Source organism: Rossellomorea sp. FS2 (assembly GCF_047915635.1).
Taxonomy (GTDB): domain Bacteria; phylum Bacillota; class Bacilli; order Bacillales; family Bacillaceae_B; genus Rossellomorea; species Rossellomorea marisflavi_A.
Map to the genome: position 1 here is coordinate 847,656 of NZ_JBLRVS010000004.1, position 21,476 is coordinate 869,131.

The following is a 21,476-nucleotide window of genomic DNA, read 5'->3' on the forward strand; positions in this document are numbered from 1 at the left end:
ATGTTTCAAAAAGCAGGTTTTGAGGAAACATAATAGAATGGCAATCCATACCAAGAGGTGAACTTCATTGAGAGAGAAAAAAACGATGAAAGAAACAAAAACAATCAAGACGGCCCATGTCCTCCCGCCCGATACGAACCATCACGGGACGATGTTCGGCGGTAAATTAATGGCCTATATAGACGACGTGGCTTCCATAGCGGCCGCCAAGCATGCCAGGAAACCGGTTGTCACGGCATCGACGGATTCCGTCGACTTCCTTCAGCCGATCAAGGTCGGTGACGCTGTCACGTTGGAAGCGATGGTCACCTATACCGGGAAGAGCTCCATGGAAATCTGCGTGAAGGTGACATCGGAAGAACTCCTTACAGGCAAAACGAACGTCGCAGCCATCTCCTTCCTTACCTTCGTCGCAATCGAAGGCGGTAAGCCTGCCGTCATTCCTGAAGTCGTACCTGAATCAGAAGAAGAAATATGGCTCAACGAAACCGCCCAGAACCGCGCAGAGCACCGAAAAGCACGAAAAATGCACAGCCAGGAGCTTGCCGAGTTCTTCAGAAAAGCATATTAAAATTAAAAGATGCCAAGATTCGGCATCTTTTTTTATTTTCCTCAAGAGCCCTTCAAAATCCCCTCCCCTTCTCCGATAATACTGTGGGACACATTGTCCGAGCACTAATACGATATGGAGGGACCATTCCTTGAAAAAAATCATCATGATTCTTCTTACCCTTGTGGTGATGTCCGGCTGTTCAGCCGTTACGAAAAGCACTTCATCACCAGAGCCTTACAGCGTTGGAATCCTTTTATCCGACAGCGGTCTCGGTGACGATTCATTCAACGACCTTGCATTCAACGGCCTTGAGCGTGCACGCGATGAACTCGGGATTATTTTTGATTATGCCGAGGCACCAGATGGCAATATGGAAGGGGCACTCGAAGAACTCATCAACCAGAAACATGATTTGATCATCGGTCTCGGGTTTTCTGTCCAAGAAGCGCTCGAAATCGAGGCAAAAAAACATCCAAAACAGGCATTCCTTTTGATTGACGCCACTTCAGATCTTGAAAATGTCACATCAGTCACATTTAAAGAACACGAGGGCAGCTTCCTGGTCGGGATGGTCGCAGCCATGACGTCCAAAACAGGCACAGTGAGCTTCATCGGGGGCGAAGATGCGCCGGTCATCCATAAATTCCAATCTGGATTCGAGCAGGGTGCCCGCTACGCAAAATCTGACATTAACATCCTTACAGGTTACACGAACAGCTTCAATGATCTCAACGCCGGGGAAAAACTCGCAGGGGATCAAATCAAAAAGAAAAGCGATTTTATCTATGCAGCAGCTGGAATGTCTGGAATCGGTTCTTTAAAGACCGCACAAGCGAAAGGGGTCTTTTCAGCCGGTGTAGATGCCGATCAGTTCTTTATAGCTGAAAAATCCGTCGCTACATCCATGATGAAAAATGTCGATATCGCCATTTTCAGTTTCATCGACGATACACTTAATGAAAAAAAGCAGACATCATCTGCGTACGAACTCGGTCTCAGTGAGAATGGTGTCGGCCTCGCTCAAATCAGGATCGTCAACCTAAAGCCTGATCAAATGAAGAAGCTGGATGAAGCAAAGGAAAAAATCATCTCAGGAGACATCGATGTTGAAGCTCCATAACCAACAGCTAAGGAGAGCACGTTATCATGAGAATTAAAAATCGTTTAACCATCATAGGGCTCATCCCTCTCATCTTATCCATGTTGATCATCGGCTACATCGTGTCCCAGCTGATCGACATGCATACGTCTGCGAAGGATGACGTCAACACCCTCGTCCGGACAGAGCAATTAAAAGGCGATATGGTCGCCCTCCAGCAGACCCTGTCCTATTACGCCTCCACCCCATCTGAAGAAAATCGTCAAATCCTTGAGAATGCCATGAAGACGACTACGACCCGGGTGGATACGTTAAAGAAGAGAATGGTCACTACCGAGCAGAAACGCTATATGAATACCCTGGAAATCAAGTACACACAGCTGAAAAACAAAACGGAAAAAGCCATCGAGGAGCGGAACCCGGCTGAAATCAGACGGCAATCCTCCAGGATATCAGGGCCGCTAAATGACCTCTACCTCTTGAACATCGAAACCAACAAGTGGTATGACGGCATCCTTGAAGCCAACAAGCAAACAATCACGTTCACGATCTGGACGACCGTGATCGGCTTCGTCATTGTCGTCATTGTTTCCCTTACAAGTTCTGCGATCCTCACAAGAAGGATCACGAGGCCGATCAACAAAATGGTCCGGAATGCCCAGCGCATGGCCGAAGGGGATCTGACTGGAAACATCGGAGAAATACAAGATAAAAAGAGTAAGTTCGAGGTCGATCAGCTGCAAACGGCCTTCCATCATATGATGCTGAACCTGAGGGAAACGGTGCAATCGGTGCAGGTAGCCGGGGACAATCTGGAATCCTTCACCCACGAGGTACGCTCTCAGATGACGAACCTTGCCGAAAGTGCCAGTCAAGTGGCCGTATCCACAGAAGAACTGGCAAAAGGCAGCCAGTCCATTTCAGAAGATATCCAATCGACCGCTTCCCTTATGGCAACCATGGGGGATGAATTCAGTAAAAACGTGAAGCAGAGCACAGCTTCTGCAGCGGATGGACGCTTGGCCCTTGCCTCAGTTGATCACGGCAGAGAATCACTTCAGAAACAACAAGGGTACGCAAGATCCATATCAGAATCATCCGATGTGATCCTGCAAGCTGTGGAATCCTTCGCCACCTACACGGCCAAGATCGAACAGGCGTCCCACGCCGTCAGGGACATTGCAGAACAGACCAACCTCCTTGCCCTGAATGCCGCCATTGAAGCAGCAAGGGCCGGGGAAGCGGGCAGGGGCTTCTCCGTAGTGGCAGAAGAAGTCCGGAAGCTCGCGGAGGATTCAGCCGTCGCAACGGATGGAATCAACCGCATGGTCGGCAATATCCAAAAAGGCGTCACGGGCATCATGGAAGCCTCGCGCAAAGGACAGGAACTTTCCAATCAGCAGGTCACTTCCATGACGGTCACCGAGGATGCCTTCCAGGAAATTTCCCTGAAAGTAACCGCCATCCACGAGAGCCTCGAAGTCTTGGAGAATGATATGAACGCCTCCCATGAACGGACGGAGGAAGTCGCCTCCGCCATTGAAAACATTTCGGCAATCACGGAAGAAACGGCAGCCGGTACAGAAGAGATCTCTTCCTCCACCGAAGAGCAGCTCCGGTACTTCGAACACATGACAAAACGCATCGAACAACTGAATGAAATGACGGAAGAAATGAAGAGAAAACTGGAACGATTCACTCTATGATTCTTTCATGCCGGTATGAGGTTGGCACAAAACAAAAAATACGAACATGATCAGTATAGAATCTTTATACCGCTCATGATTTCCGTGCAAGACTTCGCTTTCCGCGGGTAGCCCGTGAGCCTCCTCGGCTGGCCTTCTCACATCAGCTACTCTTCCCGCAGGAGTCTTCGTCTTGCACTCCAATCAACCGCTAGTCATGGTCCTGAAACAAATTAAAAACCCGATTTCTTTTGCCTTATCCTAGGTAAAGGAATTCGGGTTTCACTATGACGAAAACACTTTTGTCCCAGCCTCTCTCTTTTTTCATTTATCCCCCCTACGAAACGACCAGGAAGGATTCCCCACGTCTGAAAACCCTTTAAACTACCTGTTTTTCCCTCATCTTCCTCTCAAAAATTATTACAGAACGTTTAAATTTTCATAACGCAGGGAATAAACCTTACCACTTCTACATACCCCAATAGGTAATTAAAATCCTCGTAATTAAAGCTTTTCATTAAATGACAAACCCGTCCCCTTTGTCATCCTTTGTAACAATTTGTCGGTGGTAAATATCTCCACCGACAAAACCCCCGAAAATCTCCTATACTGTATAGAAGGTTATACTGTGTAGAATTCTTATAGTTGGAGGAATACGACAATGCTATCAAACTCTGAAATCGGAATCGACTTAGGTACTGCAAATATACTAGTCTATAGTAAAAATAAAGGAATTATCCTGAACGAACCATCCGTTGTTGCCATCGACACAGAAACGAAATCTGTCTTGGCGGTAGGAGCAGAAGCGAAGAATATGATCGGGAAGACACCAGGTAAAATCGTGGCCGTACGTCCATTGAAAGATGGCGTCATCGCAGATTTTGACGTCACCACTGAAATGCTAAAGCAAGTGATGAGAAAGGCCAGCAAAAAACTGGGCTTCTCCATCCGAAAACCTACCGTTGTCGTTTGTACCCCGTCTGGTGCAACATCCGTTGAACGCAGGGCGATCCAAGATGCCGTACGTGGCAGTGGAGCAAAATCCGTCACCCTCATTGAAGAGCCTGTAGCAGCTGCCATCGGAGCAGATCTTCCAGTCGGAGAACCAGTGGCGAACGTAATCGTCGATATCGGTGGAGGAACAACAGAAGTCGCCATCATCTCTTACGGTGGCGTCGTTTCCTGCAACACGATCCGCATCGGTGGAGATCAAATGGATGAAGACATCATCCAATATGTACGCAAACGCTACAATCTCCTGATCGGTGAAAGGACAGCGGAACAAGTGAAGATCGAAGTCGGTCAGGCTCTCATCGAACACGATGAACGCAAAATGGAAATCCGCGGTCGTGACCTCGTCACAGGACTTCCAAAGACCATCGAACTTACGTCACTGCAAATCCAGGAAGCACTTAAAGAGTCTCTCTTACATATCCTTGAGACCATCCGCGCCACGCTTGAAAACTGCCCGCCTGAACTGAGCGGAGATATCGTCGATCGCGGTGTGATCCTGACTGGTGGAGGTTCCCTTCTCAACGGCCTTCAAGACTGGCTGAGCCAGGAAATCGTCGTACCGGTCCACCTGGCACCGAACCCGCTTGAATCTGTAGCCATCGGAACAGGGCGCTCCCTCACGGTCATTGACAAACTACAAAAAGTAAAATAATCATCCGCCTCCCTTGTTCCATATGGGGAGGCTTTTTTTGTCTGCAATCTTAGGGGAGTGCGCGTTGGAAAACCAGTTAAAAACAAAATTGTCCTAAGTGAAGTGTGAAGCTGGAAACTAGTCCGTTCCTTTGCGCTGCAGGGGGTTGCTTTCCTGTGCTGTGGGGTCTCGAGCCCACTTTATGATGATGAGAATTGAAGACAAAATCGCCCTAAATGAAGTGTGAGATGGAAAACTAGTCCGTTCCTTTGCGCTGCAGGGATTTGCTTTCCGCGGCGAGCATGTCGAGCCTCCTCGTGCCTGCGGGGTCTCGATCATCCCCCTTTTCCGCAGGAGTCAAATCCCTTCCGCTTCAATCCACTCAGTGGTATTGGACATGGTGAGGTGGTCGTTCATAAATGGGGTTAGAAAGTCATACTAAAAAAGAAACCAGGCATGTGATGGCCTGTTTCGAATTATCCGATTACCCTTCCTGCGCACAAAGTGAAACGAACGGAACGGTCTCTTCTCCTCTATATACTCATAAAAAACAGGATGGCGATCCCCTGTTCCGAACCAGCACTCTCCCCCTTCTCCGCACAGAGTGCAGTGCAGCGGAGGCCACCCGACTCCTATGGGAGAAGCGGGCAGGGTGAGACCCTGCAGGCTTGCCGAAGCGGCTCACCGCACGCCCCATGGAAAGCGGGGGGCCGCAGCGGAACGGAACGGTCTCTTCACCTCTACATACTCACAAAAAACAGGATGGCGTTAGCATGTTTCGAATCAGCACTCTCCCACAACTACGCACAGAGCGCAGCGGAACGGAACAATCTGATCTCCACCACATACTAATTACAAATCAGGATGGCGACTAGGAAAAAACCATATTTTTTACCCTAAACCCAACTTTTTCAAACATATAGTGATCCAAAACCAAAACTTTTTCGTTAGCTTAGTAGAACTTTGAGTTCAGCACCGTTATTTAGTATCCTTATGATAACTACGTCAAAGGTTAGGAGCGAGTTATGTCCCATGATCTAAAGGATATTGAATTGTATCACCGCATCATCCATCAAAAGGATTCATCCGCCCTGCGGGAGCTCTACAGACAATACGAAAAACTCATCTACTCCTTTTCATATAAAATGACAGGAAACCGCGAGCTTGCCGAAGAAGTCATACAGGAGGTCTTCATGAAACTCTGGAAGACCCACGCACACTATGAAGAATCGAAAGGGAAATTTTCTTCCTGGTTGCTCACCATGACCCGGAACACCTGCCTGGATGCCATCCGGAAAGGAAAGAAACATGAGACCGTGGAATATATAGAAAAAGACACCCTCCAGGTTGACCATGAAACGCCCCATGACCTCCTGGAATGGAAGGAAAAAGGGGCCGCCATACGCGACTGCATCAGCGGATTGAAGGAAGATCAGCAAACGATGGTCCAGCTCTTTTACTTCAAGGGTAAGACACAGCAGTCCATCTCAGAAGCTACCGACACCCCCCTCGGAACGGTCAAAGGCAGGATCCGGCTTGCATTGAAACATCTGCATACTTGTCTGAAAGGGAAAGGAGGTCAATTCGAATGACTCAACATCAATGCGATCACATACTGGATTACTACAACGGTCATTTATCTGAACTTGAAAAAGCAGCGTTCGAGAAGCACCTTGCCTCCTGTACGGATTGTCAGGAGTTCCTGAACGAGCTTGAATCGGTAGCCGGGTATCTGCCCTACTCATCTGAGCCGGTCGAACCTCCAACCGACCTTGAGGACAGAGTATTCGCCCGTATACTGAATGATTCTGAGGAGAAACAAGAACCGGCTGCAGCTCCACGTCAAAAACGCAGACGGCCATGGATCTTCCCATCCATCGCTGCCGCACTGGCCCTGTCCATCATCGGCAACGCCTACCTCTTCACCCAGCTTGAAGATCAAAAGCGTGTGGTGGAGGAAGCCACGATCGATGAGGTGGTCGAGTACGCAGAGCTTGCTCCTGTCAGCGGAGAAGGCAGGGGAACCGCGAGCATCATCAAGCAAGGAAAGCAAACCAGCATGGTCGTGCAGGCTTCGGACCTTGCGAAACTCTCCGATAAGGAAGTGTACCAGGTCTGGCTCATCAAGGATGAAAAGCCCGAACGTGCAGGAACCTTCGTCACGAGCGGTGATGGTAAAGGATCGGTCATCTTCAAATTCAATGAAGAATTCACTGAAAAAGATTGGGATCAAGTGGCCGTGTCCCTTGAACCCGATGCCAATAGCGAGCTGCCCCAAGGGGAAATCGTCCTTGCAGCAGATATTTAAGAATCAAAAGAAGAGCTCAGCGCGGTCTGAGCTCTTTTTCTTTATGTAATGAGGGGGACGGCGGTGTCCCCCAGTGTGAAGATGAAAGGAGTGGCTTCACATAATGTATTCTATGCAAGTGGTACAACCTGTGCTTGTACCATGACCCAATTTCACTTTCACAGCATAAATACCGTCTTCACATGAGAAACTATCCAAAAGGATGTGATCGGATTGACGGAGCAACAGGTGGAAGACTTGTTTCACTATTATGGGCATGAAGACTTATATAAACGCTTCCGGACGCCCTTGTTCGTGACGGGAATATTGGATGACGCCGAGATGTGGCTACTGGAGGATTTCTTCGAGCACTTTTCATTCGACCGTTCTACCCTGTTTGATGAGTTCCGGTTTTGGTATCGCTATTATGAAGTATCCAAACGCCCCCCTTATTCCATGTAATGAGAAAAGCCGCTCACGATGTTGTGAGCGGCTTTTTTGTCAGTAAGGCTTTTTTTGATAAAAGTAGTTGGTGGATTTCCACGTGTTATCGTATTCCTTATGAAAGATATGCGTCGTGGCCGGTGATACGGGCGGAATCAGCCATGTCCAATCACCTGTGACTTTCCGGTCTGCCTTTTTTTCATTTTCTTCAAAAAGGCGGAACTGCTGGGCTGCCGTGTGGTGATCCACAATGTTGACCCCTTGTTCTTTGAAGGAATGGAGGACGGCAATATTCAGCTCAATAAGGGCTTTATCTTTCCAAAGCGTGATGTTTCTGGATGTATCCAGTCCCATATGACCTGCCACTTTGGGCAAAAGATTGTAGCGCGTCTCGTCTGCGAGATTCCGGGCTCCTATTTCCGTTTCCATATACCAGCCATTGAACGGGGCTGCTTTATAGGAAATACCTCCGACTTTGAGTTCCATATCCGATATGAGGGGAACCCCGTACCATTTCAGCCCCAGGTCCCCGAACCATGGATATTCAGGGTGTCGGAGCGGCACTTCGAGGGCTAGATCTTGTGGAATAGACCTCCAGACAGGCGAACGGTCGCCGATCTGGACGACAAGAGGCAGGACATCAAAATCCGTTCCTTCTCCTTCCCATCCCAGTGCCCTGCATTTTTGGGTGAATTCGATGGAATGGGGGTCCCCCCTTCCGTCCTCATACCCCGCATATCGAACCAGCTGGTGATTCCAAAGGCGGATGTCCTCTTCGTCACATTCAGACGGTCTGAATACCGTGATGGTCGGTCGGATCTTCCCGCCGTTTGTCGCATACTCCAGGTGGGCTTCCAAAGCGCCCAGCACCTCTTCTTCCGTGGTGGCATCCCGACGGTCGAACACTTGGAGGGAATTCCAGAACAATCGTCCGATGCACCGGTTGCTGTTACGCCAGGCAAGCTTTGCACCGAACGTCAATTCCTCTTTCGTATGGGTATAGGTACCCGTGGAATCAATTTCTTCCCTTACTTCACGCAACCTTTCCTTAAGGTCCGTTCCGCTTTTCTCCGATTCATGATAAAACTGTATCAAAAAGGCCTGTGCTTCATCCAGGAGTGGCATCAATAGTATCTCATCCTTGCTTCTTTACTGTACCTGTTAGTATACCATTCCAATAGGACTTTTTCCTTTGGGACGGATTGCATTAGAGGCGTTTTTCGTAGCAGTGATATTCCTGATGGCCTTCAGGACGGGACGTGAAGCGGATTGAACCTCGAAATTCATACCCATTCTTTTCATACAGGACATTTGCCCCTTTATTCCTTCCATAGGCATCAAGCCTTATACTCTTATACCCTTTGGTGGCCGCCAGGGATTCACACTCGCTCAAGAAAGCAGACCCCAATCCCTGCCCCTGGTAAACAGGATCGAGGAAATAGGCGTGCACGACCCACTCGTCATCATACTTCCAGGAAATATCAGCCCATTCAGGAGACTGCCATTCATTCAGTGTCACACATCCTGCAATGACTCCGTCGGCCAAAAGGATATAAAGACTTCCCGCCTTGATTTCGCGAAGGAAGTACTCCCTGCTCGGATAATGATCTCCCCATTGGAGAAGGCCTTGTTGTTCCAACTCTTCCCGACAACGCACATAGATGTCCATAATGGTTTCGATCTGTTTCTGTTCAGCTCGTTGCAGCTGTAGGTCCATTCCAATCCCTGCCTCTTTTTTTCTTTAGTGTGCAGTTAATGGGGGATGCCTATTCAGGATTCGCCTACGCGATCAGCAAGGAATTCACCAGAAGATTTTCCCGAGAGATAGGCGCTCTCAAAACGTGTTTTACCGGATTCATCTTCTTTCGTCAAAAACGCATCCCCACACAGGACCGTCCTTTTGCCCGCCTCTAGGAAAGGTTGATTGATGACTTCAGCCGCTTCGGCGTACTTCCACCTTTTCACCTGGCTGCCGTTACCTTTACTTCCATCTCCCAAAAATGGTCGAACGAGATCCGTGATGAGGGCAAGGACCTTTTCATCTGATTCGGAGAAATGCTCCTCACTCCATTCCCCTGTCATATAGATAGATAATACGGGCGTAGAGGATATCCCCTTTGCCTTATGGTCGACGATCCGTTCTACTCCTTGTGGCAGGCTGCCCCCATCCAGATGCCCTGGCGCCGGAAGAAGGGAAGGACCACCAAGTGTCAGCAACCCAACGAGGCAGGGACGGAAAGTGACAGGGACTTCTATCCCAATCAACTCCGCTGCCTGGGGTGCCGGGGCGGTGATGAGCACGTGATCGGCTTTGATCACCCCGCCTTCCTCAAGCTTCAACTCGCATCCATCAGGATGTTCCGTGATGGAAAGGATCTTGGTATTCAAACGCACGGGTAGCCCTGCTGCCAGATTCTTGGCAAGGGCATTCATGCCTTCCGTACCGGTGTACCGTGGATGGGCATCACCGAACCAACGGCGGACCCATCCCTTCTGAAGCCAAGACTCTACTTCTTTCTCTAATTTCGGGGAGCGCACCGTGAAGAACTGGGCACCGTGATCTGCCTTCCCTTCTCCGATCCGCCTCGTTGCGAGTCGCCCCCCCACGCTCCTGCTCTTTTCAACGAGGAGGATGTCTGTTACCCCTCTTTCCACAAGAGTCCGTGCCGCCATGATTCCCGATAAACCTGCACCTACAATCACCACTTTTGCCTCCATGATATGCTTCCTCCCTTTCACGATAGCTGTTCTTCATATTGAATGTACTTAAGCTCCCTCTGTTCTTCAAGCCGTTCCAGTTCTTCATGAAGTTCCTGGAGCACCCCAAGGTCCTCTTCTGCCTGGAGACGGTCTTCAATCAAAGCAATTTCCGTCTCAAGTGCTTCAAGCTCTGCTTCGATGGTGTCAGTTGTTGCCATCTTTTTTTCTTTTTCACGTGGTTTTGTCACTGCACCCTTTTTCTCCAATGGACGCTCAACCGGGATCTGCTCCTGGAGCTTTTCCTTGGCCCAGGTGTATGGACCTTCAAAGAAATAGAGCCGCCCTTCGTGAATCCAGTACGTTTTCTGGAATAGCTTGTTGAGGAAATAGCGATCATGGGATACAGCAAGGATCGTACCATTGAACTCCTCAAGGGCTTCCTCCAGGACCTCCCGTGAATCGATGTCGAGATGATTGGTCGGTTCATCGAGAACGAGGAGGTTGAGATCCTGGTGCATGAGCTGGGCAAGCCGCAGTCTCATCTTTTCCCCGCCGCTCAGCTGTCCAACCTTCCGGAACACATTCGGTCCATAAAACATGAACCGCGCAAGGATATGACGCGCTTCTCCTTCCGTCACCGCCACTTCATCCCGGAATGCGTCGATGAGACGGGCTTCAGGATCCGCCATCACAAAATGTTGGGAAAGATACCCCATTTTCACATTGCTACCGATCTTCACGTCCCCGCCGTCAGCGGTCATCTCCCCCAGGAGGATCTTGACGATGGTCGACTTCCCCGTCCCGTTCTGTCCGACGATGGCGGTGCGGTCCTTGAAACGAAGGTCCATATGGGCGTCATGGAAGAGAGTGCGTCCATCAAAGGACTTTGAAGCACCCTCCATGGAGAACACGACTTTCCCGCTCCGATCACCGCCTTCGAACTCCAATCCCATCTTCCTGCGATCCAGCACCGGACGCTTCAGCTTCTCCATCCTCTCAAGGGCCCTTTCCATATTGCGTGCCCGCTTGTGAAGGCCTTCATTGGGAGGGTTCGCCTGATTCGCCCATTCTCTCAGACGCTTGATGGCCTCCTTCATTTTCTTGATTTTCTTCTGCTGCTCCTGATAGGCCTGGAATTCAATCATCAACCTCTCTTCCTTTTCTTTCACAAATCCCGAATAATCGGTGTGATACATGGTTATTTCCCCGTCTTCAAGGTCGTACACCTTATTGATCACATGATCCAAAAAGTAGCGGTCATGGGAAATACACATCACCGTGCCGTTATAGTCGGTCAAAAAGTGCTCCAGCCACTCGACGGCGGTGATATCAAGATGGTTCGTCGGTTCGTCCAACAGGAGAAGGTCCGGTTCCTGAAGAAGGATGAATCCTAGGCATAGCTTCGTCTGCTCGCCTCCACTGCAGGAGGAAAACTCTTTATCAAGAAGTCCCTGGATCCCAAGTCCATTCACGACCATGGCAATAGACGCCTCCATCTCATACCCTCCTTCATTGCTGAAGAGATCCTGGAATCGTCCATATTCTTCAAGGATCGCGTCCAGGTCCCCGTGTCCTTCGCCCATTTTCCCTTCCAACTCCTTGAGCTTTTCACCGATGGCCACGAGATCGGAGAACGCCGACTTCAGGACGTCGATTCCCAATGTCCCTTCCGGATACTCCGGTATTTGGGCAAGATAGCCGATTTTTGCGTTCTTTTTCATCGAAATCGTCCCCGAGTCAGGGGTGTCGGTTCCTGCAAGAAGCTTGAATAGCGTCGTCTTACCCGTCCCATTCCTCCCCACAAGACCGATTCTCGCCCCCTGGGGTATTTCAAAGGTCAATTGCTCAAAAACAGGATGGCCCCCGTACATTTTACTGATCTGTTGTGCGCTGCAAATAATCATATTCCTCTTCCTTTCATTCATCCGTTAATACGGCAAGAGGCACATGATCCACGACAAAAAGCCGTGCATAAGCAGTCCACGGCTTCTTAATCCTTAATCAGGCATAAAAAAAGAAGGCGAAAAACGCCCCCTCCTTCCGTTCTATCAAGTGATTGGAATTGAGACCTCTTACCGTTCAGTATTCATATTCAGTTGCTAAAAAAGGGCATACGTGTCCCCTTGAACGCAACAATATGAAAAATTGCACGGCAGTAGTAAATAAAATCCAAATACTTCCCACGCAATCCTACAGAACGATTCATCTCAATTCCACCTCCTTTTGGTAGCACATAATATAATGTTATTATAAGGCAATTCAGAATGATATGGCAACCACTTTATAAGTGCTGTGTATACGCGATTTTTGCCGAATTCGAGTGAACCAAGGTTCCCTCGCTTTTCAGCAAAGCTGAAAAGTCCAGCCGGAGGAGAAGGACCAGGGATGAATTCATTCATCCCAAGGTCCTTCTCCTCCGGCTGGAAATACGGCAAAAATCAACTTGTTTCACAAATGGTAAATTATACTTAAAATAGTGCTTTTTTGTTATTTTTTTGCTATGATTTACAAACAAACACCCAATCAACCACACACCCCAACCCAACTTACCTGGAGGCTGAGAATGAAAAAAATCTTAACCATCTCCCTTATTGCACTAGGGCTAGCCGCCTTTGTGGGGTTCGGGGCTTATAAAATATTTGAGAACGCATCGGCTTTCGAGGAGAAGGCAAACCCAGCAAAAGCTGAAAAACCTGAAGATAAAAACTCACCTTACGCAACCAAGGAAGAAGAAGTCAGGGAGCAGACAGGTACCATCGGAGGAATCGAATATACCTTGAAGATCCCTGAAAACGCCGAAGAAAAGGATATTGTCTCCATCATGCACAAAATGACCCACCAGAAAGTCCGCTCACAAGATAAATGGGGAGCCATCCCCATGATACCAGAAACCGTCCAAACCGTTCTTGATACCATTCATGCCTCTTCCTTCGATCACAAAGACAAACTTCAAGACATCGCCGAAAAGTGGAAGAGTGAAGATTTCTCTAGCATCGACAAGGATCATAACTACTTTTGGACCCTCCAAGGCGGCACAGTAGGAGAAGCCTACGGCATCATGAATAAGGAAGAGGAAGAAGCCTTCATCCAGAATAACTTCAAGCAAGCGGAATGAACATATGAAAAAGCCTGAGGGGCGCTCCTCAGGCTTTTTCTTATGCTAAACGTTTAAAGTTCTGACCAAGGATTTCATTCATCGTATGGGCGGTGATGAATGCCTTGTTGTCGGTTTTCGTGATGAAGCCCTTTAACCGGGAATAATCCTTGCGTCCCAAGATCGTGGTGATGACTTCCTTCTCATCAGAAGTGAAGGCACCCGTCGCCGTATGGACCGTTGCACCCTTTCCAAGCTCGTGGACGATATACGACTTGATCTCTGAGCTGTGGCGGCTGATGATCACCACTTCTTTATTGGAATTGAATTGTGAGAGTACATAGTCGATCACCAAGCCATTCAGGATCACCCCGAAGAAGGCGTACATCCCGACCTGTGGACCGAATAGGATCGCAGAAGAAAGTGCGATGGTCAAATCTGATAGCAGGACCCCGCGCCCCACTTCGATATTGAAGTATTTGTTCAGGATCATGGCGATGATATCGGTCCCGCCGGTGGAAGCGTCCTGATGAAAAACGATGGCCATTCCGATTGCGGCGATGCATTGGCCGATGATGAGCTGGATCAGGACATCATTTGATAGCGGTGCATGGATCGGTGCAACCGTCTCAAGAAGCCAAACATAGAATGACAGGGCGAAACTTGCATACACCGTTTTTGCCCCGAAACTGAAGCCAAGGAAAATCAGGCCGACCACGAACAAGATCAGATTGATGAGAATCATGAAGAGCCCAAGCGACATACCCGGGAACACGTGATTCATGATAATCGACAGACCGCTCACTCCTCCAGTCGCTAAATCATTGGGTGATAGGAAAAAATGAACGTTGACCGCAACCAGCAATGCTCCGACGTTCATCATCAAGAATGAAAAAATCTTTTGCCGCATCTCCGCAACCTCCTTTATATGAATAATCCGTGCCTTTAAAAAGTTGAACAACGCGCATTATAAAGCCCTTTGCACCCCTTTGTAAAGGGAAGCCGGTTAAATAAATTAGGTTTAATAATTGCGACAATTGAAAGGGTTTTAAAAGAGAAAAACGCCGAAACAATCCGGCGCTTTAACCAAAACTCTTCTTTTGTCTTGTCTGTATCTGTGGAATGATGATTCCTGCCAGAATCAGGGCGATCCCCGCAAATTGAAAGATGGCCACCTGCTCGTGTAGGATCCACATGGCAGCCAGGATGGCGGCTGGAAGCTCCGCTGCCCCCATGATCGTCGACATACTTGAATCAAGATGTGGTGTACCAATGGCGAAGAAGACAACGGGTAGGATGTTCCCGAAAATGGCCACCAGCAGGCCGAAATCCGTCATTTCAATAATTTTGGACGGCTGTTGGATGAAAGATGGCTGAAAAACCGCCAGCACAACCAGTATGCCACCCAAGGAAATCATCATGCTTTTTTGAAAGGTTGGTAGGCTTCTTGCTGCCTTCCCGCTGAAAAACATAAATAAGGCAAACGTGACGGCAGCACCGAATCCATACAACAGTCCGAGCGAGTTACCAGTCCAATCAAATCCCCGGGATGAACCCAAGCCGCCGGCGAATAACGTACCAATCCATAAAAGCAGGACCGAAACCAGTTTCTTTTTTGAAGGTACTTTCCTTACATAGAGGGCTTCGATCAGTACTCCGATCCAGGTGAACTGGAACAGCATCACGACGGCGATGGACGCAGGGATGAGACTGAGGCTCATGCCATAAAAAATCCCCGTTAAACTTAAAAACACCCCTACTCCCAAGAGTGCGGACACCTGTCCGACCGTCATCTTCACCTTGCGTGTGAATAAAAAGGCGGCGAACAGCATCACCAAGCCGAATAAATATTGAAGTCCGGTGATATCCGGGACCGCATAGCCTTTTCCCAGACCCAGCTTTACAACCGAGGCGTGGATGCCGTAGCTGCTTGCCCCGATGAGCACACATAATGATGCACGATATGATTTCATATTCCGTCCCTTCTTTTCTGCATTTCTCTTCCCTTATCCGGGAGCCACTTCCTATTTTACTAGATTCAACAAGCTGGAGACATAAAAAAAAGACGATCGCAATGGATCGCCTTCACCATCAACGATTGTCGATGGTCTCAGGATACATATCATGATTCATCAAGCGATGGAACGCCATTTCCTCATATTTCGTACCCGGTTTCCCGTAGTTCGTGTATGGATCGATGGAGATGCCGCCGCGAGGAGTGAACTTGCCCCAGACCTCGATATAACGTGGATCCATGAGTTCGATCAGATCATTCATGATGATGTTCATGCAATCTTCATGGAAATCACCATGGTTACGGAAGCTGAACAAGTACAATTTAAGCGATTTGCTTTCCACCATTTTTTCGCCAGGGATATAGCTGATGTAGATGGTGGCAAAATCCGGCTGTCCGGTTTTCGGACAAAGGCTCGTAAATTCCGGACAATTGAATTTCACGAAGTAGTCCCTGTTGGGATGTTTATTATCGAATGCTTCCAGGATCTCAGGAGCATATTCGAATAGATAGTTTGTACCTTGATTCCCTAAAAGGGACAAGTCTGTAAGATCTTCATCTTTTCTGCCTGACATGAAACGTCCTCCTTATCAGTCGTACGGGGCATGGACCTGTATCCATTGCAAATGCACCCAATGTTTGGTACGCTTGAATGATAGCCCCAGGCGTATATTTTCAATACGCTCCATGGCCTGTCAACTGGTTGTTCAAGCGTTATCATAATGGAAATCCATTCAAAAAGTCAACTGGGACAATTGTGTGATGGAAGAAGGATTTTTCATTTATTTATGGAATATAGAATAAGGTATTTTTCACCATCTCAGGAGTGATGAAGATGAATCAGCTAGTCCAGACTTTTACGAAGTCAATCCTGCAAGGGGACGTGCATTCATTGCTTGAACTACACTCGTCAGCCATTGAATCAAAGATGGATCACCTGTCTTTTTATGAAAAGGTCGTCAAACCTTCCATGTATAGAATCGGTGAAATGTGGGAGAAGAATCAAATCACTGTCGCTGATGAGCATTTAGCCACGGCCACCTTGAAGTATCTCCTCTCTTATCTGATGAATGAACATAAAGCAGGGAAAGATCAGCCGAAGGCCCTCCTATTCTGCATTGAGGGGGAGCAGCACAGTCTCGGGCTGGAATTGGCAAATGAAATCTTCAAAGAACATAAATGGAACACCCGTTTCTTAGGGGCCAATGTTCCCATCAAAGATGCCGTCACGTTTATTGAAGCCTGGCAACCGCAGATGGTCGGGATTTCAATCGGGATGACCACTGAGCTGGGCAAACTGAAAACGTGCATCGAATCGATTAGAAAAGTAAATGAAAAGATTAATATAGTAGTAGGGGGAAGGCTTGTTGCCCAATATAAATTGGACTTCCTTGAGAAGGAACAGGTAATGACCTTCAATGATCTGGATGAATTGAACAGCCATCTTGCCGACCTTTCGAAACAATCCGTGTCACTGGAAAGTTGACCTCCTCCACCACGAGCTTTGCCAATCATAAAAGGGCCTCCCTGAATGTTATCCCACATGTCACCTTACCTCCAACAACCGTAAGGAGGGCAATGACATCCATACTCCCTTAATCTAGGAGTGATCATGTGGAAAACCTGCACCTATGCCCTATCCCTTACCTGTTGATCGATCGGAAGTTCAACGTAATCGATGCCTCCAACCCTGGTTACGAATTCCTTGATATCGGCGAAAATTTCCTTTCCATCGTCGAGGAAGAGAGTTCACCGAAATTTGCCAGAATGATTCATAAGGTCCCAGACGGTACCATGGAGCTCAATTTGAAGAAGGACAATGCCTTTGGTTTATTCGACCTCCATTATCGATTCTCTGATCATCACCAGCATTATCACGTTGCCATCATCTCAAAGGATGATCAGTACCAAAAGGTATCAGACAAGATGAATGGTCTATTCGACTTGATGGGAAACTCTCCTTTTCCAAGGAAAAATCCGAATGGAAACGAAGCTCTTGCCAAGGTTTCCTCCCTTTATTTAAAACTTTCCAATACATCGGACTGGAATCGACAAGAAGTGATGGATAAAATAAAAGAGATTGAAACCCTGCTTCAGCAGGAGTTGACTAATTAGCGAAAGGGAGAAGAACCAATGACTCTATTGAACACCATCCTCGACTACAACGAACAATTCGTGGAAGAAAAAGCGTATGAGCAGTACCGTACCACCAAGTTCCCGGATAAGCGGCTCGTTATCCTCACATGCATGGATACACGCTTGGTGGAACTACTCCCTAAATCCATGAACATCAAAAACGGCGATGTCAAAATCGTCAAAAATGCCGGCGCCATCCTGACACATCCATTCGGAAGTATCATGCGCAGCCTTCTCGTTGCCGTGTATGAGCTACAGGCAGATGAAGTCATCGTCATCGGACATCATGACTGCGGCATGAGCGCCATCGACAGCCATAAGATGGTCGATAAGATGAAAGAACGCGGTATCAGCGAGGATACCCTGGGTACGCTCAACTATTCCGGCATCGACCTACACGACTGGTTGAAGGGCTTTGACTCCGTTCAAGAAAGCGTCGCCCACAGCGTTGATATGATCAAAAATCATCCGCTCATGGACAAGAAAACGCCTGTCCACGGACTCGTCATCGATCCGGCAACTGGAAAGCTCGATCTTGTTGTCGACGGATACTAAGCCATTGACCCAACACCTGCCTGAGGGCGGGTGTTTTTTTTCTTCCCAAAAAGGAACAAACGTTCTATACTATAAGAATAAAACCATAATTTGGAGGAAAATACCATGAGGCCTGAATTATCGAAAGAAACTCCTGCAAACCAGTTCAGAGAGTACTATTGGCTAAAATCAGAACTCCAACTGTTCTGCAGATCCATAGGGATGAGTGCATCCGGATCCAAAGAAGAAATAAGCACGCGCATCGGGCATTTCCTCGAAACCGGGATCATGCTGAAACCTTCCCGGACTGCCAGACCGAAGGCCGTTCAACCGGTGACTCTCTCCCTTGATACAATCATTCCGGAAGGACACCGATGCAGTCAGCACGTGCGTACCTTCTTCCAGTCCGTCATCCCGAACTTCCATTTCAGTACCTTTATCCAAAACTACTTCATGGAAAACATCGGGAAGACCTATCGGGATGCCGTTCAAGCCTGGCATGATGAGGAGAAACGGAAAAAAGACCCGTCCTATGAACGGGTCATCTCACCGCAGTTTGAATATAACCGCTTCATCCGGGACTATTTCAACGACCCCCACAACACCCGTCACAGCAGGAACGATGCCATAGCCGCCTGGAACGAGGTGAAATCTAAGCCCGGAAGCAACCGCTATTCCCGGGATTGATGACGTTCCAGTTCTTTCAAGATCGGCATGAGCTCCTTCTCTTCATCTGTCACATGTTCCCATTGTATCCCAGCAGGCTTTTCATAAGGTGTATTCGTCTCCAGTACCCCTTCTTCCGTCACGATATAGTCGACGGCCAGGTCAAAGGAATCCCTTGGGATGTCATCACCTACAAGCTGGGCGCTATGGATGGTTGTGAGGACGGGTACTGCCGGGTTTCCGATTTCCCTCAGGATCGCATATTCACGGTCGGCATACCCTTCCCCCTTCCCCAACCGCCTTCCGTCTTTATGGATGGCTACTGACCCTACAACGATTAAATCAATTCTGGGGATTCCGGACAGAGGAACGACCCGTCCATACGCGTTCATATGTTTGATGCTTGCTGCCTTACGTGCTTCTCCTTCAGGAACATCTTCTGGCCTGATCATCACAAACCCGTCCTTCAAGCGGGGAGTCGGGATCAAGAGGATTTTCCCATCCTTCAAGATCGATGCCCTCAAAGGAAGCTGCGGTGCATCGGGATTCACCTTGATGACGCCTGCACGCTTATAGATCTCCAGCTCCCTTACATGGGCAGCCGACTTCTCTGCCCCCTTCACATTCGGGATTCGATTTGTCAGAGGAAACGGGAATCGGCCCAGCTTTTCATCCGTCAGCTTTCCCCATACTTTATGCCTGATTTCACTTTTTTCCATGCCACCATCCCCTTCTGGTCCGGAAACCAATGACACAAGGACTCGCGGACTCTTCAATAATAGACTATCATACACCCATCAAGCACATCGCTCATCCCTTAAATGTTTCAACTTCATAAGAGCGGGAAAAATAAGGACTGTAGATACGAAACATGAGATACGAAACATGCAAAACGTGTAAACCAAACAGGAGGAATGTAATCATGGCAACGTTTCAATTAAAAGATACAGTACCGGATTTTGAACTTCCATCCGTAGCAGGTGAAACATTCAGTTTTAAACAACATCAAAAAGAACATGACAGCTGGCACCTCATCGTATTCTTCAGGGGATCCTGGTGTCCCGTCTGCCAGGAAGAGCTCCGTGAATTCCAGGCAGGTAAGGAATACTTCGAGAAGCACAGCGTCCATATCATCGGAATCTCCAGCGACTCGCTTGATAACCTGAAGGAAATGGTCGATAAAGAAGATATCACCTTCCCGATTCTTTCCGATGAAAAATTGGAAGCCATCAAGGCATTTGATGTATTTTATCACGGAGAAGATGCTCCATATGAAGATCACGGACAGCACGGTGAGCCGGCATACTTCCTAGTGAATGAAAAGGGAGAAATCCTTTATCAACAAAAACAAACCGGTCCATTCGGCCGTCCGCATCCGAATGAACTCCGTAAAACAATCAGCTACATCCAGAAGAACATCAAGGAATAAAGTAGGGAGCCGGTTTGATCACTCAAACCGGCTTTTTGTTAAGCCTTATTCTTTGTTTAGGGATTCCCATTTATGTTACGGTATCCATGACCCTTAATTGAGGGGTCAATTGCATGAAAAACATCCTATTGCATACACTATATTTTTAAAAATGAAGAGGAGGATCAGCCATGCTGCCAGACAAGCAAAAACAGATTCAACTTGTATCGCGTCCAAACGGAACACCTGTCGAATCGGATTTTCACTATAAGGAGATTGACGTACCTCGCCCCGACCAAGGACAGGTTCTTGTAAAAACCCTTTATCTATCAGTCGACCCTTATATGCGTGGTCGCATGTCAGATGCCAAGTCCTATGTGGAACCTTTTAAATTGAATGAAGCCCTTGCCGGAGGCGTCGTAGGTGAAATTGTCGACTCACAATCCGAACAATTCCAAAAAGGCGACTTTGTCGTCGGAATGCTCCCTTGGCAGGAATATTCCCTTGCGAGCGAGAAAGCCGTGCGCGCCATCGATCCCGATGTGGCACCGATCTCGACTCACCTGAGCATCCTGGGTATGACAGGCCTCACCGCCTATTTCGGCCTTCTTGATATCGGTCAGCCCAAAGAAGGTGAAACTGTCGTCGTATCAGGAGCTGCCGGTGCTGTTGGATCGGCCGTTGGACAGATCGCAAAAATCAAATGGGCCCGCGTGGTGGGGATTGCAGGCTCTGATGAAAAAGTGAACTACCTGAAGGAAACCCTTGGTTTTGACGAAGCCATCAACTACAAGACAGGTGATATCCAGGAGTCCCTCGAAGCAGCCTGTCCCGATGGAATCGACGTTTACTTTGAAAATGTCGGTGGGGAAATCGGAGACGCTGCCCTCAGCCTCCTGAATAAACATGCCCGTGTGCCGGTTTGCGGAGCAATCTCTTCCTACAACAAAACAGAAGAAGACCTCGGACCGCGCGTGCAGTCAAGATTGATCAAAACGAGCGCCCTTATGAAAGGATTCGTTGTGAACGATTATAACGATCGCTTCAAAGAAGGAGCCGCCGACCTCGGCAAGTGGCTCAGCGAAGGAAAACTTCAATACGAAGAAACGATCACCGAAGGATTGGACAACGTAACAGAAGCATTCCTCGGATTGTTCGAAGGGAAAAACCTCGGTAAGCAGCTCGTAAAAGTCGCTGAACCAGGCAACTAA

At 48.2% G+C, this 21,476-nt stretch carries 23 protein-coding genes; 14 read left to right on the plus strand and 9 right to left on the minus strand.

Annotated features, from left to right (window positions below; all coding sequences use genetic code 11):
* The first annotated feature begins 67 nt into the window (after positions 1 to 67).
* The 7 genes from ACNA6I_RS15440 (at position 68) to ACNA6I_RS15470 (ending at position 7,731) form a co-directional block, all read left to right on the plus strand.
* Complete coding sequence (locus tag ACNA6I_RS15440; RefSeq protein WP_082139677.1) at positions 68 to 571, plus strand: acyl-CoA thioesterase; 504 nt, start codon at positions 68 to 70, stop codon at positions 569 to 571.
* A gap of 130 nt (positions 572 to 701) precedes the next feature.
* A complete protein-coding gene (locus ACNA6I_RS15445) occupies positions 702 to 1,673 on the plus strand; it encodes a BMP family lipoprotein (RefSeq protein WP_048012233.1) in 972 nt (323 codons plus the stop codon).
* 26 nt (positions 1,674 to 1,699) lie between these two features.
* Complete coding sequence (locus ACNA6I_RS15450) at positions 1,700 to 3,358, plus strand: methyl-accepting chemotaxis protein (RefSeq protein WP_048012232.1); 1,659 nt, start codon at positions 1,700 to 1,702, stop codon at positions 3,356 to 3,358.
* 640 nt (positions 3,359 to 3,998) lie between these two features.
* Entirely contained in the window at positions 3,999 to 5,003 is a 1,005-nt protein-coding gene (gene mreBH / locus ACNA6I_RS15455) for a rod-share determining protein MreBH (RefSeq protein WP_048006804.1), read from the plus strand.
* A 1,004-nt stretch (positions 5,004 to 6,007) separates the two neighbouring features.
* A complete protein-coding gene (locus ACNA6I_RS15460; RefSeq protein WP_048006803.1) occupies positions 6,008 to 6,574 on the plus strand; it encodes an RNA polymerase sigma factor in 567 nt (188 codons plus the stop codon).
* Entirely contained in the window at positions 6,571 to 7,290 is a 720-nt protein-coding gene (locus ACNA6I_RS15465; protein ID WP_048006802.1) for an anti-sigma factor domain-containing protein, read from the plus strand. The genes ACNA6I_RS15460 and ACNA6I_RS15465 overlap by 4 nt, the downstream gene beginning before the upstream one ends.
* A gap of 204 nt (positions 7,291 to 7,494) precedes the next feature.
* A complete protein-coding gene (locus ACNA6I_RS15470; RefSeq protein ID WP_251529080.1) occupies positions 7,495 to 7,731 on the plus strand; it encodes a hypothetical protein in 237 nt (78 codons plus the stop codon).
* A 39-nt stretch (positions 7,732 to 7,770) separates the two neighbouring features.
* Here the strand turns inward: ACNA6I_RS15470 and ACNA6I_RS15475 are convergent, their stop codons facing one another.
* The 5 genes from ACNA6I_RS15475 to ACNA6I_RS15495 form a co-directional block, all read right to left on the minus strand.
* Positions 7,771 to 8,838, minus strand: a complete 1,068-nt coding sequence (locus tag ACNA6I_RS15475) for a nitric oxide synthase oxygenase (RefSeq protein ID WP_048006800.1) — start codon at positions 8,836 to 8,838, stop codon at positions 7,771 to 7,773.
* An 82-nt stretch (positions 8,839 to 8,920) separates the two neighbouring features.
* Complete coding sequence (locus tag ACNA6I_RS15480) at positions 8,921 to 9,430, minus strand: GNAT family N-acetyltransferase (RefSeq protein ID WP_048006799.1); 510 nt, start codon at positions 9,428 to 9,430, stop codon at positions 8,921 to 8,923.
* Positions 9,431 to 9,483: 53 nt separating this feature from the next.
* The gene (locus ACNA6I_RS15485; protein WP_048006798.1) at positions 9,484 to 10,431 is read right to left on the minus strand and encodes an NAD(P)/FAD-dependent oxidoreductase; all 948 of its coding nucleotides are present in this window, start codon (positions 10,429 to 10,431) and stop codon (positions 9,484 to 9,486) included.
* 17 nt (positions 10,432 to 10,448) lie between these two features.
* On the minus strand, positions 10,449 to 12,317 hold the full coding sequence (gene abc-f, locus ACNA6I_RS15490) for a ribosomal protection-like ABC-F family protein (protein WP_048006797.1): 1,869 nt from the start codon (positions 12,315 to 12,317) through the stop codon (positions 10,449 to 10,451).
* A 188-nt stretch (positions 12,318 to 12,505) separates the two neighbouring features.
* The gene (locus ACNA6I_RS15495; protein ID WP_283957840.1) at positions 12,506 to 12,619 is read right to left on the minus strand and encodes an RAxF-45 family protein; all 114 of its coding nucleotides are present in this window, start codon (positions 12,617 to 12,619) and stop codon (positions 12,506 to 12,508) included.
* 357 nt (positions 12,620 to 12,976) lie between these two features.
* Between ACNA6I_RS15495 and ACNA6I_RS15500 the strand changes: the two genes are divergently transcribed.
* On the plus strand, positions 12,977 to 13,528 hold the full coding sequence (locus ACNA6I_RS15500; RefSeq protein WP_048006795.1) for a DUF6241 domain-containing protein: 552 nt from the start codon (positions 12,977 to 12,979) through the stop codon (positions 13,526 to 13,528).
* Between the two features lie 40 nt (positions 13,529 to 13,568).
* Here ACNA6I_RS15500 and ACNA6I_RS15505 read toward each other — a convergent pair whose 3' ends face one another.
* The 3 genes from ACNA6I_RS15505 to queF all read right to left on the minus strand — a co-directional run bounded on the left by ACNA6I_RS15505 (position 13,569) and on the right by queF (position 16,096).
* Positions 13,569 to 14,417 (minus strand): YitT family protein, encoded by an 849-nt coding sequence (locus ACNA6I_RS15505; RefSeq protein ID WP_048006794.1) that lies wholly within the window; start codon positions 14,415 to 14,417, stop codon positions 13,569 to 13,571.
* Between the two features lie 172 nt (positions 14,418 to 14,589).
* Positions 14,590 to 15,480 carry an EamA family transporter gene (locus tag ACNA6I_RS15510; RefSeq protein ID WP_048006793.1) on the minus strand — a complete coding sequence of 297 codons (891 nt, stop codon included), beginning with the start codon at positions 15,478 to 15,480 and terminating at the stop codon, positions 14,590 to 14,592.
* A gap of 118 nt (positions 15,481 to 15,598) precedes the next feature.
* Positions 15,599 to 16,096 carry a preQ(1) synthase gene (gene queF / locus ACNA6I_RS15515; RefSeq protein ID WP_048006792.1) on the minus strand — a complete coding sequence of 166 codons (498 nt, stop codon included), beginning with the start codon at positions 16,094 to 16,096 and terminating at the stop codon, positions 15,599 to 15,601.
* Between the two features lie 260 nt (positions 16,097 to 16,356).
* On the opposite strand from queF, the gene ACNA6I_RS15520 reads away from it, so the two are divergent.
* The 4 genes from ACNA6I_RS15520 (at position 16,357) to ACNA6I_RS15535 (ending at position 18,878) form a co-directional block, all read left to right on the plus strand.
* A complete protein-coding gene (locus ACNA6I_RS15520; RefSeq protein WP_053071995.1) occupies positions 16,357 to 17,007 on the plus strand; it encodes a cobalamin B12-binding domain-containing protein in 651 nt (216 codons plus the stop codon).
* A 128-nt stretch (positions 17,008 to 17,135) separates the two neighbouring features.
* Positions 17,136 to 17,636 (plus strand): hypothetical protein, encoded by a 501-nt coding sequence (locus ACNA6I_RS15525; protein ID WP_048006791.1) that lies wholly within the window; start codon positions 17,136 to 17,138, stop codon positions 17,634 to 17,636.
* A gap of 18 nt (positions 17,637 to 17,654) precedes the next feature.
* Positions 17,655 to 18,212 carry a beta-class carbonic anhydrase gene (locus ACNA6I_RS15530; protein ID WP_048006790.1) on the plus strand — a complete coding sequence of 186 codons (558 nt, stop codon included), beginning with the start codon at positions 17,655 to 17,657 and terminating at the stop codon, positions 18,210 to 18,212.
* A gap of 105 nt (positions 18,213 to 18,317) precedes the next feature.
* On the plus strand, positions 18,318 to 18,878 hold the full coding sequence (locus ACNA6I_RS15535) for a DUF6434 domain-containing protein (RefSeq protein ID WP_048006789.1): 561 nt from the start codon (positions 18,318 to 18,320) through the stop codon (positions 18,876 to 18,878).
* Here ACNA6I_RS15535 and ACNA6I_RS15540 read toward each other — a convergent pair.
* Positions 18,863 to 19,576 (minus strand): 5-formyltetrahydrofolate cyclo-ligase, encoded by a 714-nt coding sequence (locus tag ACNA6I_RS15540; protein WP_416313738.1) that lies wholly within the window; start codon positions 19,574 to 19,576, stop codon positions 18,863 to 18,865. The genes ACNA6I_RS15535 and ACNA6I_RS15540 overlap by 16 nt on opposite strands.
* A 203-nt stretch (positions 19,577 to 19,779) precedes the next feature.
* Between ACNA6I_RS15540 and ACNA6I_RS15545 the strand changes: the two genes are divergently transcribed.
* The gene (locus tag ACNA6I_RS15545) at positions 19,780 to 20,286 is read left to right on the plus strand and encodes a peroxiredoxin family protein (protein WP_048006787.1); all 507 of its coding nucleotides are present in this window, start codon (positions 19,780 to 19,782) and stop codon (positions 20,284 to 20,286) included.
* 170 nt (positions 20,287 to 20,456) lie between these two features.
* A complete protein-coding gene (locus ACNA6I_RS15550) occupies positions 20,457 to 21,476 on the plus strand; it encodes an NADP-dependent oxidoreductase (RefSeq protein ID WP_416313739.1) in 1,020 nt (339 codons plus the stop codon).